Origin of the sequence: Streptomyces viridochromogenes DSM 40736 (assembly GCF_000158955.1) — a bacterium.
GTDB classification, from domain to species: domain Bacteria; phylum Actinomycetota; class Actinomycetes; order Streptomycetales; family Streptomycetaceae; genus Streptomyces; species Streptomyces venetus.
The window spans coordinates 4,946,598-4,960,726 of record NZ_GG657757.1 but is presented as its reverse complement, the minus strand read 5'-3'; the positions used below and the strand labels follow the sequence as shown (position 1 = coordinate 4,960,726).

Here is a 14,129-nt window from a genome sequence, read left to right as displayed (position 1 = left end):
CCTCGCAGCGCAGGGCGGCGGTCAGGCCGGCGACGCCGGAGCCGACGACGACGACGTCCGCGGCGATGGACCACCCGGGGGCGGGCGCGTGCAGTCGTATGCCTGTGCTGGTCACGAGGCGGCTCCGAAGGTGAGGGGGATGTTGTCGATCAGCCGGGTCGTGCCGACCCGGGCGGCGACGGCGAGGACCGCCTCGCCGGTGAAGTCGTCCGGGATCTCGGTGAAGTCGGTCGGGTCGACCAGGGCGAGGTAGTCCAGGGCGAGCGGCGGTTGGAGGCGGGCGGCCTCGTCGAGGACCTGGCGGGTGGCCGCGCGGACGGCGGCCGGGCCGCCGGGGACGGCCGTCGCGACGGCGTGGGCGTCCGCTGCGGCGCGGGACTCACCTATGGCGCTGAGGGCCTCCGCACGCGCGCGTGTGGCGGGCACTTCGCGGGCCCGGGCGCGCAGCGCCTCCTGCGCGGCGTGCCGGTCCTGGCCGGCGAACAGGGCGCCGGACAGCGCGAGGGCGGTGCGCCGCTCGGCGGGTGAGAGGTAGCGGTTGCGGCTGGACAGGGCCAGGCCGTCCTCCTCGCGGACGGTGGGCACGCCGACGATCTCCACGCCGAAGTTCAGGTCCCGCACCATGCGGCGGATCAGGGCGAGCTGCTGGGCGTCCTTCTGGCCGTACAGGGCGGCGTCGGGGCGGGTGAGGTGCAGCAGCTTGGCGACGACCGTGAGCACGCCGTCGAAGTGGCCGGGGCGAGAGGAGCCCTCCAGGCGCTCGCCCATGGGGCCCGCGGTGATGCGGACCTGGGGCTCGCCGCCGGGGTACACCTCGTCGACGCCGGGGGCGAACACGACGTCCGCGCCGGACTCCTCGGCGAGCTTGAGGTCGGCGTCCAGGGTGCGCGGGTAGCGGTCGAGGTCCTCGCCCGCGCCGAACTGGAGCGGGTTGACGAAGACGGTGACGACGACCTCGCCGTCGGGTCCCGCGAGGGCGCGGGCGGTGCGGATCAGCGTGGCGTGGCCCTCGTGGAGGGCGCCCATGGTCATCACCACGGCGCGGCGGCCCGCACGCGTGCGTGCGCGCAGTTCGGCGGCGGTGTGCAGCAGGGCGGTGGTCATCGGGCATCCCCTTCGGTGCCGTCGGTCCCGTGGGCGAGTACCCCGAGGAGGTCCTCGGCGAGCTCCGGCTTCAGCAGGCCGTGGGCCAGGGCCCGGTCGGCGGTCGCGCGGGCCATCGCCAGATAGCCGTCGACGGCCTGCGGGGCGTGCCGGCGCAGCTCGGTGACGTGCGCGGCGACGGTGCCCGCGTCACCGCGCGCGACGGGGCCGGTGAGGGCGGCGTCGCCGGAGCGCAGGGCGTTGTCCAGGGCGGCGCCGAGCAGCGGGCCGAGCATCCGGTCCGGGGCGGCGACTCCGGCCGCGCGCAGCAGCTCCAGGGACTGGGCGACCAGGGTGACCAGGTGGTTGGCGCCGAGCGCGAGCGCCGCGTGGTAGAGCGGCCGGTTCTCCTCGGCGATCCACTCGGGCTCGCCGCCCATCTCGATGACGAGGGCCTCGGCGGCCAGCCGCAGCTCCTCGGGCGCGGTGACGCCGAAGGAGCAGCCGGCCAGGCGCTGCACGTCCACGGGCGTGCCCGTGAAGGTCATCGCGGGGTGCAGGGCCAGCGGCAGGGCGCCCGCGCGCAGGGCGGGTTCGAGCACTCGCGCGCCGTACCGCCCGGAGGTGTGGACGAGGAGCTGCCCCGGCCGTACGGACCCGGTGTCGACGAGGCCCGCGACCAGGTCGGGCAGGGCGTCGTCGGGGACGGTGAGCAGGACCAGGTCGGACCGCTGGAGGACCTCGGCGGGCGGCATCACGGGCACGTCGGGCAGCAGCTGCGCGGCGCGGCGCCGGGAGACGTCCGAGACCGCCGAGACGGCGACCGGGCGGTGCCCGGCGAGCTGGAGGGACGCGGCCAGTGCCGGTCCCACGCGTCCGGCGCCGACGACGCCGACGGTGAGCCGCGCGGGGCGGTCCCTGGGGTCTGGCTGTGGGGTTGTGTTCACTCGACGACGGCCTTCCCGTTCCAGTCCGCTCCGGGTACCGGACGATTTCTCGTCATGTTAACGCGATCGGTTCCAGGGGTGTTCGGTTGTCCACAGGCTGTGCATTCCCGCGCGGTGTTCCTGGACGGCGTACCGAAAGACGCCGTACCGAAAGACGCCGTGGCCAAAGACGCCGTGGCGAAAGACGGCGTACCGAAATGCGGGTGCCCGGCCGCGGGCGCGCGAGGGAGGATCCGGGCATGACTGACACGGCGGCACACGACGAGCGGATGGCGGGCGACGATCGGAGAGGCGGGATACGTGCGCGGCGGCTGGCCGCCCACCGCGGCGCGCGACGGGTGTTCGCGCGCTTCGGCTTCCACCGGACGCTCCGGGAGCGGCTCGCGCTGCTGGACGGGGCGGCGGACGTGTACGACCTGGACGAGCTGTCCGACGTGTACGGCGACGGCGTCGTCGAGGCGCTGGAGACGAAGGTCGCCGGGCTGCTGGGCACCGAGGCCGCCGCGTTCTTCCCGACGGGCACGATGGCCCAGCAGGTGGCCCTGCGCTGCTGGGCGGGCCGGACCGGTGACCGGACGGTCGCGCTGCACGCGCTCAGCCATCCCGAGGTGCACGAGCGGAACGCGTTGAGCGAGGTCGGCGGGCTGCGCACGGTGCGGGTGACGAGCGAGCCCCGGCTGCCGACCGCCGCCGAGGTGCGCGACTTCGAGGAGCCCTTCGGGGCGCTGATGCTGGAACTGCCGCTGAGGGACGCCGGTTACGTGCTGCCCTCCTGGGAGGAGCTGACCGAGGTGGTCGAGGCCGCGCGGGAGCGGGACGCGGTGGTGCACTTCGACGGGGCCCGGCTGTGGGAGTCCACGACTGCTCTCGGCCACTCCCTGGACGAGATCGCGGGCCTGGCCGACAGCGTCTACGTGTCGTTCTACAAGTCCCTGGAGGCGTTCGGCGGCGCGGCGGTGGCGGGCCCGGCCGAGCTGGTGGAGGAGGCGAAGGCCTGGCGGCACCGGTACGGCGGGCAGGTCTTCCAGCAGTTCCCCACGGCCCTGTCGGCGCTGGTCGGGCTGGAGCGGGAACTGCCGCGGCTGCCGGAGTACGTCGCCCACGCGCGCGTGGTGGCCGCCGCTCTGCGTGAGGGGTTCGCGGCGGCCGGGGTGCCGTGGGCGCGCGTGCACCCGGAGGTGCCGCACACCCACGACTTCCAGGTGTGGCTGCCGTACGAGGCGGACGTCCTCGCGGAGGCGGCGGTGCGGGCGGCCGAGGAGACGGGCGACGTCCTGTTCGGCTACGCCTGGGAGTCGAGCGGGCCGGGCCTGGCCTGCACCGACGTCCATGTGCGGTCCGCCGGCCTGGAGTGGACCGCCGAGGACGTGAGGACGGCGGTGGCCGACTTCGTCGCCCGGCTGCCCGGGGAGGTCAGTGGCTAGGGCGGCGCCGTGGGGGCAGCCATCGGGCCAGGGTGTGCCGTATCCGGGTCCGCAGCCGGGCCGGGCGCCCGGCGACGACGGCCCGGAACCGCCGTTCGGCGCGCCACTCGCGCACGGCCTGCCAGTCGTTGGTGCCGGGCGCGGGCGGGGCGGGCTCGCCGAGCCGCTGGGCACGGTAGGCGTCGAGGAGGTGCTGCTGCGTGATGCTCATGATGAATCGCCTTGCTGGGACGGGGTGATGGAGGTCCGAAGGCTCCGCGGCTGCCCCGGTGCTCCCACAGTGCGCCGGTGCCGGCGACGGCGTCGCGTCGATTGACGACGCCCGTCAATCGACGGGGGCGTTGTCAGTGGCCGGGTGCACCATGAGGGCATGAGCGTGCACATCGACATCACGGGGCTGCGGCCGGAGAGGGTCGCCGTGGTGCCGTCGCCCCTGGCCGAGCTGGGCATGGCGTTGCACGCGCTGTCCGAACCGGCCCACCACCCGGGCCTCCAGGGCTGGGTGACGGGCGTGACCGCACGGCTCGACCCGCATCTGGCCGACCGCATGTGCGAGGCCGACTTCCTGTGGCGGACGACGTTCTCGGACCTGTTCCTGCCCTGCGCGGGTCTGCCGGACCGCGGCACCCTCCCGGGCGGCACGCTCGCCGAGGAGCTGGACCTGCTGGACAAGCTGTCGGACGAACAGTTCGTGGACGCGGCACTGGAGTTCACCTGTACGCCCGGATACGGCTCGGGCGGGCCCACCGCCCTGTCCGACCCCGAGGTGCGTCGCCGCACCCTGGACCTGGCGGCCGCGCGCGGGCCGCAGCAGTTGCGGTTCAGCGAGCGGCTGCTGGCCGACCCGCCGGCGATCCGGGCCTGGCTGCGGCAGTTCCTCCGGGACTGCGACGAGGCGTTCCTCGCCGAGGCCTGGTCCCGGCTGCGCCACCAGCTCGCGGCGGACGCCCGGCACAAGACGGACCTCCTGCGGCACAAGGGCATGGCCGAGGCGCTGGCCGCGGTGTCCTCGGCGATCACGCTCGACGAGGAGGCCGCCCGGATCACGGTCGACAAACTGGGCCGCGACGACGGCACGGCCACCGGCGAGAGCGGCGGCCTGCTGCTCGTCCCGACGAGCCTCGGCTGGCCGCATCTGATGGTCCTGTACCGCCACGGCTGGCAGCCGGTGCTGCACTACCCGGTCGGCTCCCCCGAGCTCGCCGCCCCGCCCAACCTGGAGCGGCTGGCCCTGCGCATGACGGCACTGTCGCACCCCGTGCGGATGCGCATGTGCCGCTATCTGGCCCGCAGCGCCTACACCACCAGCGAGCTGGCGCAGACGCACGGCATGACGGCCCCGGAGATATCCCGGCACCTGGCCGTGCTGAAGAAGGCGGGTCTGGTCACCACCCGCCGCCGCGGGCGCTACGTGCTGCACCAGCTGGATGTGGCGGTGGTGGCGCGGCTGGGCAGCGAGTTCCTGGAGGGGATCCTCCGATAGCCGGCCCGGGCGTACGGGTCAGCCGTGCCTGCCGGCCCGCACCAGCCCCGTCTCGTAGGCCAGCACCACGACCTGCACCCGGTCCCTGAGCCCCAGCTTGGTCAGGATCCGGCCCACGTGCGTCTTCACGGTCGCCTCGGACAGCACGAGCCGGGCCGCGATCTCACCGTTGGACAGGCCCTGCGCGACCAGCACCATGACCTCGCGCTCGCGGTCGGTGAGCCGCTCCAGTTCCTGGTGCTGGGGCTGCGTCGCGGTGCCCGGCAGCATCGGCGCGAAGCGGTCCAGGAGCCGTCGGGTGGTGGAGGGCGCGACGACCGCGTCTCCGCTGTGCACCGAGCGGATCGCGGTGAGGAGCTCACCGGGCGGCACGTCCTTGAGCATGAAACCGGAGGCGCCCGCCTTCAGCCCGGAGAAGGCGTACTCGTCGAGGTCGAAGGTGGTCAGGATGAGCACCTTCGGCGGGTCGGTGTCCGCGCAGATGCGGCGGGTCGTCTCCACGCCGTCGAGCTTCGGCATACGGACGTCCATCAGCACCACGTCGACCTCGGTCGAGCGGAGCGCCTGGAGGGCCTCCACGCCGTCGCCCGCCTCCGCCACGACCTCCATGTCCGGCTGGGCGGCGAGCACCATCCGGAACCCGGTGCGCAGCAGCACCTGGTCGTCGACGAGCATCACGCGGATCGTCATGGGGCCTCTTCCATCTCTCGGTTACAGGTGCGGGCGAAGGGCGTGCGCGGGCATCAGCCGGCGGTCTTGAGGGGCAGCAGGGCGCTGATGCGGAATCCTCCGCCGGGGCGCGGGCCGGCGTCCAGGGTGCCGCCGACCATGCCGACCCGTTCGCGCATGCCGATCAGGCCGTGGCCCTGGCCGTCGAACCCGCCCTCCTCGTACAGCTCGTGCGGGGCGCCCTTGCCGTCGTCCTCGACGAGCAGTCCGAGACCGTCGTCGAAGTACACCAGGCGCACGCTCGCGCCCGCGCCCGGCCCGCCGTGCTTGCGGGTGTTGGTGAGCGCCTCCTGCACGATGCGGTACGCGGTGAGCTCGACGCCGCTGGGCAGCGGGCGGGGCGTGCCCTCGACCTTGAAATCGACGGGCAGCCCGTGTCCGCGGCACTGCTCGACGAGGTCCTCGATCTGCTGGACGTCGGGCTGCGGCACGTACTCGCCGGCCTCCTGGTGCTCCCCGGTGCGCAGCACGCCGAGCAGGCGGCGCATCTCGGCGAGGGCCTGGCGGCCGGTGGAGGAGATGGTCTCCAGGGCCTTCTTGGCCTGGTCGGGCGCGGCGTCGAGGACGTAGGCGGCACCGTCGGCCTGGACCACCATCACCGAGACGTTGTGCGCGACGACGTCGTGCAACTCGCGGGCGATGCGGGCGCGTTCGGCGGCGACGGCGACCTTGGACTGTGCCTCGCGCTCCTTCTCCAGCCGGGCGGCCCGCTCCTCCAGCTGCGCGAAGTAGGCGCGGCGGGTGCGGATGGAGTCGCCCAGCACCCAGGCGAGGGCGAAGGGCACGGTCATGAAGATCGTCAGGGCGATGTTGCCGGCGACGTTCGTCTGGTCGTTCGGCCAGCGCAGGTGGGCCACGGGGGCCGCGCACAGGCCGGCGCCGAGGGCGAAGCGGGAGGCCCAGCGGGCGCCCTCCGCCGCGACCGTGTAGACGATCACCAGCATGGCGAAGTCGGCCGGGCCGATCCTGACATCGGTGATCAGCTGTGCCAGGCCGACCGCGGTCGCGAGCAGCAGCATCTTCTCCGGCTGCCGGCGGCGCAGCGCGACCACCAGGCACAGCAGCAGTGTGAGCGGGACGGCTGCGGCCGGGGAGCCGTATCCGCCCGCCACTCCGCCGACCACGGAAATCCCGAGGAGGACCACGGCCCAGGAGCCGTCGACCCACATCGGGTGCCTGCGGAGGAAGTCATAGAGGCGCTGCACGTAACCCAGCGTAGGGAAGCGTGATAGGTGCAGGGGTCAACCGGAGGGCCGATCCGAACCGGGCGCACGTACTCCGCAAGGTGGAGTTGCGTACGTTGTGTGCGCATAGCCTGGCCCGGTGACAGCAGGGACGAGAGGCCAGGGGCCCGTGTGGCCGGAGTGGCGCGGGTGGCGTGCGGCGACGCGGGAGGCCCTGTACGGACCGGGCGGCTTCTACCGCCGGGCCGAGGGGCCGGCCGGGCATTTCCGCACGTCCGTGCACGCTTCGTCGCTGTTCGCCGGGGCCGTGGCGCGGCTGCTGTGCCGGGTCGACGAGGCGCTGGGCCGTCCCGGTGCGCTGGACTTCGTCGACATGGCGGCCGGGCGGGGCGAGCTGGCCGCCGGGGTGCTCGACGCGCTTCCGGCCGACGTGGCGGCCCGCACGCGCGCGTACGCCGTCGAGGTCGCCGCACGACCCGAGGGGCTCGATCACCGGATCGAGTGGCGGGACACGCCTCCCAAGGGGTCGAACGGGCTGCTGTTCGCCAACGAGTGGCTGGACAACGTACCGGTGGACGTCGTGGAGGTGGACGCCGCGGGCGTGGCGCGGCTGGTGCTGGTGCGGGAGGACGGGACCGAGCGGCTCGGGGAGCCGGTCGGCGCGGCGGACGCCCGGTGGCTGGAGCGGTGGTGGCCGCTGCCCGGCGAGGCGGGGCTGCGGGCCGAGATCGGCCTGCCCCGGGACGAGGCCTGGGCCTCGGCGGCCGGCACGCTGGAGCGGGGGCTCGCCGTCGCCGTCGACTACGCGCACACGGCTGATGCGCGACCGCCGTTCGGAACCCTCACCGGTTTCCGGGACGGCCGCGAGACCACAGCCGTACCGGACGGCTCGTGCGACATCACGGCCCATGTGGCGCTCGACGCGTGCGCGCTGCCCGGTGGGCTGCTCCTCCCCCAACGCGAGGCGCTGCGCGCGCTGGGCGTGACCGGCGCGCGCCCCCCGCTCACGCTGGCGTCCACCGACCCCGCCGCCTACGTACGCGCCCTCGCGAGCGCCGGAGAGGCCGCCGAGCTCACGGCGCCGGGCGGGCTGGGGGACTTCGGGTGGCTGGTGCAGCCGATCGGCGTCCCGAACCCGCTCCAGGAGTGAGCCCCTACTTGTCGATGTCCCCCACCACGAAGAACATCGACCCCAGGATCGCCACCATGTCCGCGACCAGCGTCCCCGGCAGCAGCTCCGTCAGCACCTGGATGTTGTTGTACGAGGCAGAGCGCAGCTTCAGCCGGTACGGGGTCTTCTCCCCCTTGCTGACCAGGTAGTAGCCGTTGATGCCGAGCGGGTTCTCGGTCCAGGCGTAGGTGTGGCCCTCGGGCGCCTTCAGCACCTTGGGGAGCCGCTGGTTGACCGGCCCGGGCGGCAGCTCGGCGAGGCGGTCGAGGCAGGCGTCGGCGAGGTCCAGCGCGTTGTGGGTCTGCTCCAGGAGGCACTCGAAGCGGGCGAGGCAGTCGCCCTCCTGCCGGGTGACCACCTTCAGGACGTCGCCCAGCTCGCCGTACGCGAGGTAGGGCTCGTCGCGGCGCAGGTCGAAGTCGACGCCCGAGGCCCGCCCGATCGGCCCGCTGACCCCGTAGGCGTGCACGGCCTCCGGCGCGAGCGTGCCCACGCCGCGGGTGCGCCCCCGGAAGATCTCGTTGCCGAGCACCAGGTCGTCGAACCGGTCCATGCGGGAGCGCACATCGGCGACGGCGGTACGCGCGCGTGTGGTCCAGCCGGCCGGCAGGTCCTCCTTGAGGCCGCCGACGCGGTTGAACATGTAGTGCATGCGCCCGCCGGAGATCTCCTCCATGACGTGCTGGAGCTCCTCGCGCTCCCGGAAGGCGTAGAAGATCGGGGTGATCCCGCCGAGCTCCAGCGGGTACGAGCCGAGGAACATCAGGTGGTTCAGCACCCGGTTCAGCTCGGCGAGCAGGGTGCGCAGCCACACCGCGCGCTCGGGGACCTCCATGCCGAGCATCCGCTCCACGGCGAGGACGACGCCCAGCTCGTTGGAGAACGCCGACAGCCAGTCGTGGCGGTTGGCCAGCATGATGATCTGGCGGTAGTCGCGCGCCTCGAACAGCTTCTCCGCGCCCCGGTGCATGTAGCCGATCACCGGCTCCGCGTGCGTGATGCGCTCGCCGTCCAGGACGAGCTTCAGCCGCAGCACACCGTGCGTGGACGGGTGCTGGGGCCCGATGTTGAGCACCATGTCGGTGCTCTCCGCGGCGCCGCCGATTCCGACCATGGTCTCCGTCGTAGGAGTCATGGACACAGTCTCTCCTACGTACGCTGGCCTCATGGAGACGGGGAGCCCGCGGGACGCGGGGCCGGGGCAGGCGGGGACACAGGGCACGGCGGCGGCGGTCGAGGGCGAGCCGGTGTGGATCGCGCTGCCGCCCGGGCTGCTGAAGATGCGGCGGTTGCTGCTGGTGGTGTGGCTGGGGCTGATCGCCCTGGCCGCCGGGCTGGTGCCGGGGCTGCTGGCCGGGCCCGCCTGGGCCGCGTTCGCGCTGCCGCCGCTGGCGTTGATGGCCTGGGGCTGGGTGATGGTCGACCGCAACTGGCGCTCCTGGCGGTACGCCGAACGCGCCGACGACCTGCTGATCAGCCGGGGCGTGCTGTGGCGCGAGGAGACGGTGGTGCCGTACGGGCGGATGCAGCTGGTCGAGGTCACGTCCGGGCCCGTGGAGCGGCACTTCGGGCTGGCCAGCGTGCAGCTGCACACGGCCGCCGCGGCGACCGACGCGACGATCCCGGGCCTGGACCCGGCCGAGGCGGAACGCCTGCGCGACCGCCTCACCGAGCTGGGCGAGGCCCGATCGGCGGGCCTGTGACCACGCCCGAGCCCGCCGACGCGACCGAGGCCACGGGGACCTCCGCCGAGACCGGGACCACCGAGCCGGCAGGGGCCGCCGCGGAGACCGAGACCACCGAGCCGGCAGGGGCCGCCGCAGAGGCCGAGACCACCGAGCCCGCGGGAACCACCGCAGAGCCCATGACCACCGCCGCCGCGGCCGGCGTCACCAAGACCACGGGAACCACCGACACCAGGACCACCGAGACCACAGGACCCACCACCGAGCCCGCGGGGACAGCCGAGCACGCAGGAACCCCCGCCGAGCCCGCAGGAACCGCAGGGCCCGCAGGAACCGCCGCCGAGACCGGGACCACCACCGTCGAGACCGGGACCACCACCGTCGAGACCGGGACCACCACCGTCGAGACCGGGACCACCGCCGCCGAGACCGGGACCACCGCCGTCGAGACCAGGTCCACCGAACCCGCCGGAACTGCCGCCCGAGCCGGCGAGGGCTCGGAGGCCGTTGTCGAAGTCGTCGAGCGGCGGCTGCATCCCGTCACGCCGCTCAGGCGGGCCTGGGCTCCGGTCGCCGTGCTGTTCGGCTGGGCCGTGCACGACCCCGACGGAGCGCAGCGCCATCTGTCCCGGCTGACGACGACCACGCTGCTGATCGGCCTCGCCGTGATCGTCCCGGCCGCCGCCCTGTACGGCTTCTGCTCCTGGTGGTTCACGCACTTCGCGGTGACCGAGTCCGAACTGCGCATCCGTACCGGGCTGGTGTTCCGGCGCACCGCGCACATCCGGCTGGAGCGGATCCAGGCGATCGACGTCACCCAGCCCCTGCTCGCCCGGGTCGCGGGGGTCGCCAAGCTGAAACTCGACGTCATAGGCACCGACAAGAAAGACGAGCTGGCCTTCCTCGGCGCGGACGAGGCCCGGGCGCTGCGGGCCGAACTGCTCGCGCGGGCGGCCGGTTTCGCACCCGGGACCGCGCACGAGGTCGGCGAGGCACCGTCCCGGCAGCTGCTGCGGGTGCCGCCCGGCGTGCTCGCCGTGTCGCTGGTGCTGAGCGGGGCGACCTGGGGCTCGCTGGCCGCGGCGCTCGTCGTCCCGCCGCTGCTGTGGCTGGCCACTCAGAGCGTGTGGACGCTCCTGGCCGTCGCCCTGCCACTGCTGGGCGCGGCCGGCGCGAGCAGTGTGGGGCGCTTCGTCGCCGAGTACGACTGGACGGTGGCCGAGTCGCCCGACGGGCTGCGCATCGACCATGGCCTGCTGGACCGGGCCCACGAGACGGTGCCTCCGGGACGGGTGCAGAGCGTGCGGATCGTGGAGCCGCTGTTGTGGCGGCGGCGGGGCTGGGTGCGGGTGGAACTGGACGTGTCGGGCTCCGCCAACTCCTTGCTGATACCCGTCGCTCCGCGCGAGCTCGCCGAGGCCGTCGTCGCGCGTGTGCTGCCCGGGGTGACCGTGCCGCAGCACGCGGCCCTGTCGCCGTCGCCGCGCCGCGCCCGGTGGTGCGTGCCGCTGTGGTGGCGCGGGTACGGACTCGCCGTCACCGACACGGTGTTCGTGGCCCGGTCCGGGCTGCTGTGCCGGACTCTGTCGCTGGTACCGCACGCCAAGGTGCAGAGCGTACGGATGACGCAGGGGCCCTGGGAGCGGGCCCGGGGCGTGGCCGACGTGTCTGTGGACACGGGCGCGGACCAGACGGTGCGGGCACGGCTGCGGGACGCGGCCGAGGCGCGCGACCTGCTGGCGGCTCAGGCGGAGCGGTCGCGGACCGGGCGCCGGGACGCGCGGCCGGACCGCTGGATGGCGTGACCCGCAGCGGCAGTGAGAAGGCCCCCCGGCCGGAGCCGGGGGGCCTTCTCGCTGAAGCCGGTCTCAGGAGACCGCGCTGCGCAGCCCCTGTACGTCGATCTGTTCCGTCTCGTCGTGCGCCGTCAGGTCGATGACCTGGCCGACCGCCCGTGACTCCTCGTCCGCCGGCTTGTACCGGGCCTCGGCCTCGGCCTTGTGCAGGGCGAGGGCCTCCTGCCCGACGACGTCGGCCAGGTCCTCGTTCTGCACCGCCTCCAGGGCGGCCCGCGACGTCCCCTGCTTCGTGCCGAAGAAGTCGAACCCACCCTCGGTCAGCGGGCGCCGCACGGAGGTCTGCGGCGCGACGGCCACGGCGGTCGGAACGGTGTAGTGCCCCGGCGGGGAAGGCTGCGGGAGCGGCTCGTCGGCGGTCGTACCCGGCGTACCGGCGGCCGTACCGGACGCACCGGCGGTCGTACCGGACGCACCGGACGCACCGGACGCACCGGACGCACCGGCGGTCGTACCCGGCGTTCCGGCGCTCGCGCGCTCGCTTCCGGCGGCTGCCTCGGGCTGCCCCTGCGGCTCGTCCTCCGGTGTCTGCTCCCGCTGTTCGTCCGTCCCCTCGCCCCGCGCGGGCTCCGCCTCCTCACCCTTCGGTACGCCGTCACCGTCGCCGTCGCCGCCGCCGTCCGGGTCCGGGACCGCGTCGGCGTCGAACCGGGCGAGCGCCACCTTGGCCCGCAGGAACAGCCGGGTGCCCTCCGGCGAGAACACCGCCGGGATCCCCGGCTGCTCCTCGGCGCCGAGCGTCTCGGCCTCGACTGCGGGGGTCTCTTCGGTCTTCGGCGTGCCCGACGGCAGCGCGGCCCGGACCGGCGCCGTCGCCTCTATCTCGAGGACCCGGCGTTCCTCCAGGACGCTCGCGCGATCCGCCTCCGCCGTGGCGTACCGGCGCAGCAGCGCGGCGTGCTCGTTGCGCAGCTTGGCCAGTTCCGTGCGCTTGGCGCGCAGTCGCTGCTCCAGCTTCCCGCGCAGCTCGCGGGACTCCTCGAGGTCGGTCTCCAGTTCGGCGACGCGCTCCTCGAAGCGCCACTCGTCGCTCGCCCGCCCGCGCGTGAGGTCGGCGACGCGCTTGCCCGCCTGGATGTCCCAGTGGCGCAGCACGACGGCGCCGACGACCGCCGTCGCCGCGGCGGCAGCGGCCAGAGCGCGGAGCACCGTCGGCTCCGTGAACACCCAGGGCCCCAGGGCGCAGACGAGGGAGACGCCTGCGATCGCCGACGGGGGCAGCAGCCTGTGCAGGGGCGGGGAATGGCGATGACGTCCACGTGGCATGGCCAGAAACTTACCGCGCGTAGGCGAATCATGGTGAGCCACCCCGCAAAAACAAAGCCACACCGATGCGTTCACACCGCATCAGAACTCGGGAAGACCCGGTAAGAAGCGGAATCCGCCCCTCACTCAATTCCCAAGATCATTTTCAACGGCCGTTCAGCCGCTCGCCGATCCACTCCAGCGTCGCCGGAATCTCGCGCCGCCACGTGTTGAAGTTGTGGCCGCCGCTTTCCAGGATGATCGACGAGATCCGCGTCCGCCCGGTGGCCTTCACCCGCTCGATGAACCGCAGCGTGTCCTTGTGGTTGGACTCGCCGGACCTGCTGCTGGTGACGAGCAGTGAGGTGTCGGGTGCGGGCTCGTGCCTGAGACACCACCACAGGTCGGCGCGATTGCGCAGTTCTTTGTCACCCTGGAAGAGATCACCCGTGGTGGCGTCGATCGGCGCCTTGTAGTACGCGGACAAGCCCGCCCCTGCGGCGTACACATCGGGATGGTGCATGGCGATCTTCAAGGCGCAGTAGCCGCCCGTCGAGTTGCCGATGATGCCCAGGCCGCCCCGCTTTTCCGTCACCCTGTAGTGCGCGCGCAAGGCCTCGGGCAGATCCCTCGCGAAGAACGACTCGGTCTGCGGACCGCCCGGGATGTCCACGCACTCCGTGTCCCGGGGCGGCGCCACCGTCGGCCGCAGCATCACCAGGATCATCGGCCGCGCCCGGCCCGCCCGGGCCAGCTCCAGTGCGGTGCGCGGATAGTGGAGCTTCTCCACCAGCGCCGAGGCCGTACCCGGGTAACCGGTCAGGACGACGGCCGCGGGGAAGGTACGGGTGCGGTACCGGGGCTGGAAGTACTCCGGCGGCAGGTACACGTACGCGGGCGTGGCGATCCGCGTCGTCCGGCCCACGATGCCGACCTGCTGGACCCGGCCGCCGGACCGGGGCCGTACCCCACCCGCCCCCGGCACCCGCCCGGTGCCGACCACCTCCAGCGGCCCGCCGCCCGGCGTGTGGTCGACGACGACGCCCTGGTCCTTCTCCTGCCCGAACAGGTCCGCCCAGCTCGCGTAGAAACCGAAGGCCTGGTTGGCGGCGAGGCCCACCGCCGCGAACAACGTCACCTGCGTGGCGAGCAGCAGACCGACGCGTCCGCCCACGGACCGCCAACCGCGCCGGGCCAGCCGCGGCCACAGCCAGACCGTGCCGGCGAACAGCAGCACCGCGGACAGCACCGCGAGCGTCAGCACCATGTTGCTCGTGAGACCCAGACCCATGGATGAATACCTGCACGCGCTTTCCGCCCAG

14 protein-coding genes are annotated in these 14,129 nt (G+C 73.6%); 5 read left to right on the top strand and 9 right to left on the bottom strand.

Annotated features, from left to right (window positions below):
- From SSQG_RS44055 to SSQG_RS21835, 3 genes are all read right to left on the bottom strand, one after another.
- On the bottom strand, positions 1 to 115 hold a 115-nt coding region (locus SSQG_RS44055; RefSeq protein ID WP_158681083.1), incomplete at its 3' end, for an FAD-binding protein.
- A complete protein-coding gene (gene panC / locus SSQG_RS21840) occupies positions 112 to 1,104 on the bottom strand; it encodes a pantoate--beta-alanine ligase (protein ID WP_003992009.1) in 993 nt (330 codons plus the stop codon). The genes panC and SSQG_RS44055, both read right to left, overlap by 4 nt.
- Entirely contained in the window at positions 1,101 to 2,030 is a 930-nt protein-coding gene (locus SSQG_RS21835; RefSeq protein ID WP_039933365.1) for a Rossmann-like and DUF2520 domain-containing protein, read from the bottom strand. Before SSQG_RS21835 ends, panC begins: the two co-directional genes overlap by 4 nt.
- 239 nt (positions 2,031 to 2,269) lie before the next feature.
- Between SSQG_RS21835 and SSQG_RS21830 the strand changes: the two genes are divergently transcribed.
- The gene (locus SSQG_RS21830) at positions 2,270 to 3,454 is read left to right on the top strand and encodes a threonine aldolase family protein (RefSeq protein WP_039933363.1); all 1,185 of its coding nucleotides are present in this window, start codon (positions 2,270 to 2,272) and stop codon (positions 3,452 to 3,454) included.
- Here the strand turns inward: SSQG_RS21830 and SSQG_RS21825 are convergent.
- On the bottom strand, positions 3,444 to 3,665 hold the full coding sequence (locus SSQG_RS21825; RefSeq protein WP_039933360.1) for a hypothetical protein: 222 nt from the start codon (positions 3,663 to 3,665) through the stop codon (positions 3,444 to 3,446). The genes SSQG_RS21830 and SSQG_RS21825 overlap by 11 nt on opposite strands.
- Positions 3,666 to 3,824: 159 nt before the next feature.
- On the opposite strand from SSQG_RS21825, the gene SSQG_RS21820 reads away from it, so the two are divergent.
- On the top strand, positions 3,825 to 4,937 hold the full coding sequence (locus SSQG_RS21820; RefSeq protein WP_003992006.1) for a DUF5937 family protein: 1,113 nt from the start codon (positions 3,825 to 3,827) through the stop codon (positions 4,935 to 4,937).
- Between the two features lie 18 nt (positions 4,938 to 4,955).
- Here SSQG_RS21820 and SSQG_RS21815 read toward each other — a convergent pair whose 3' ends face one another.
- Both SSQG_RS21815 and SSQG_RS21810 read right to left on the bottom strand, forming a co-directional pair.
- Complete coding sequence (locus SSQG_RS21815) at positions 4,956 to 5,627, bottom strand: response regulator transcription factor (protein WP_003992005.1); 672 nt, start codon at positions 5,625 to 5,627, stop codon at positions 4,956 to 4,958.
- A gap of 53 nt (positions 5,628 to 5,680) precedes the next feature.
- Positions 5,681 to 6,871 carry a sensor histidine kinase gene (locus tag SSQG_RS21810; protein WP_039933358.1) on the bottom strand — a complete coding sequence of 397 codons (1,191 nt, stop codon included), beginning with the start codon at positions 6,869 to 6,871 and terminating at the stop codon, positions 5,681 to 5,683.
- Positions 6,872 to 6,989: 118 nt separating this feature from the next.
- Between SSQG_RS21810 and SSQG_RS21805 the strand changes: the two genes are divergently transcribed.
- Positions 6,990 to 8,000, top strand: coding sequence for an SAM-dependent methyltransferase (locus tag SSQG_RS21805; RefSeq protein WP_003992003.1), 1,011 nt, complete (start codon positions 6,990 to 6,992; stop codon positions 7,998 to 8,000).
- Between the two features lie 4 nt (positions 8,001 to 8,004).
- Here the strand turns inward: SSQG_RS21805 and SSQG_RS21800 are convergent, their stop codons facing one another.
- Positions 8,005 to 9,156 carry an NADH-quinone oxidoreductase subunit D gene (locus tag SSQG_RS21800; RefSeq protein WP_003992002.1) on the bottom strand — a complete coding sequence of 384 codons (1,152 nt, stop codon included), beginning with the start codon at positions 9,154 to 9,156 and terminating at the stop codon, positions 8,005 to 8,007.
- 31 nt (positions 9,157 to 9,187) lie between these two features.
- Here SSQG_RS21800 and SSQG_RS21795 point away from each other — a divergent pair, with 31 nt between their 5' ends.
- Together SSQG_RS21795 and SSQG_RS21790 are read left to right on the top strand one after the other, a co-directional pair.
- Positions 9,188 to 9,724, top strand: a complete 537-nt coding sequence (locus SSQG_RS21795; RefSeq protein WP_039933354.1) for a PH domain-containing protein — start codon at positions 9,188 to 9,190, stop codon at positions 9,722 to 9,724.
- 161 nt (positions 9,725 to 9,885) lie between these two features.
- The gene (locus tag SSQG_RS21790; protein ID WP_003992000.1) at positions 9,886 to 11,511 is read left to right on the top strand and encodes a PH domain-containing protein; all 1,626 of its coding nucleotides are present in this window, start codon (positions 9,886 to 9,888) and stop codon (positions 11,509 to 11,511) included.
- Positions 11,512 to 11,574: 63 nt separating this feature from the next.
- Here SSQG_RS21790 and SSQG_RS21785 read toward each other — a convergent pair whose 3' ends face one another.
- Entirely contained in the window at positions 11,575 to 12,828 is a 1,254-nt protein-coding gene (locus SSQG_RS21785; protein WP_167545793.1) for a hypothetical protein, read from the bottom strand.
- 145 nt (positions 12,829 to 12,973) lie between these two features.
- On the bottom strand, positions 12,974 to 14,092 hold the full coding sequence (locus SSQG_RS21780) for an alpha/beta hydrolase (RefSeq protein WP_039935322.1): 1,119 nt from the start codon (positions 14,090 to 14,092) through the stop codon (positions 12,974 to 12,976).
- Between the last annotated feature and the right edge of the window lie 37 nt (positions 14,093 to 14,129).

Bases quoted from the DNA above. Each gene is read 5' to 3' on its own strand.
- panC (WP_003992009.1), bottom strand. From the start codon at position 1,104: ATGACCACCGCCCTGCTGCACACCGCCGCCGAACTGCGCGCACGCACG.
- SSQG_RS21830 (WP_039933363.1), top strand. From the start codon at position 2,270: ATGACTGACACGGCGGCACACGACGAGCGGATGGCGGGCGACGATCGG.
- SSQG_RS21825 (WP_039933360.1), bottom strand. From the start codon at position 3,665: ATGAGCATCACGCAGCAGCACCTCCTCGACGCCTACCGTGCCCAGCGG.
- SSQG_RS21820 (WP_003992006.1), top strand. From the start codon at position 3,825: ATGAGCGTGCACATCGACATCACGGGGCTGCGGCCGGAGAGGGTCGCC.
- SSQG_RS21815 (WP_003992005.1), bottom strand. From the start codon at position 5,627: ATGACGATCCGCGTGATGCTCGTCGACGACCAGGTGCTGCTGCGCACC.
- SSQG_RS21800 (WP_003992002.1), bottom strand. From the start codon at position 9,156: ATGACTCCTACGACGGAGACCATGGTCGGAATCGGCGGCGCCGCGGAG.
- SSQG_RS21795 (WP_039933354.1), top strand. From the start codon at position 9,188: ATGGAGACGGGGAGCCCGCGGGACGCGGGGCCGGGGCAGGCGGGGACA.
- SSQG_RS21790 (WP_003992000.1), top strand. From the start codon at position 9,886: ATGACCACCGCCGCCGCGGCCGGCGTCACCAAGACCACGGGAACCACC.
- SSQG_RS21785 (WP_167545793.1), bottom strand. From the start codon at position 12,828: ATGCCACGTGGACGTCATCGCCATTCCCCGCCCCTGCACAGGCTGCTG.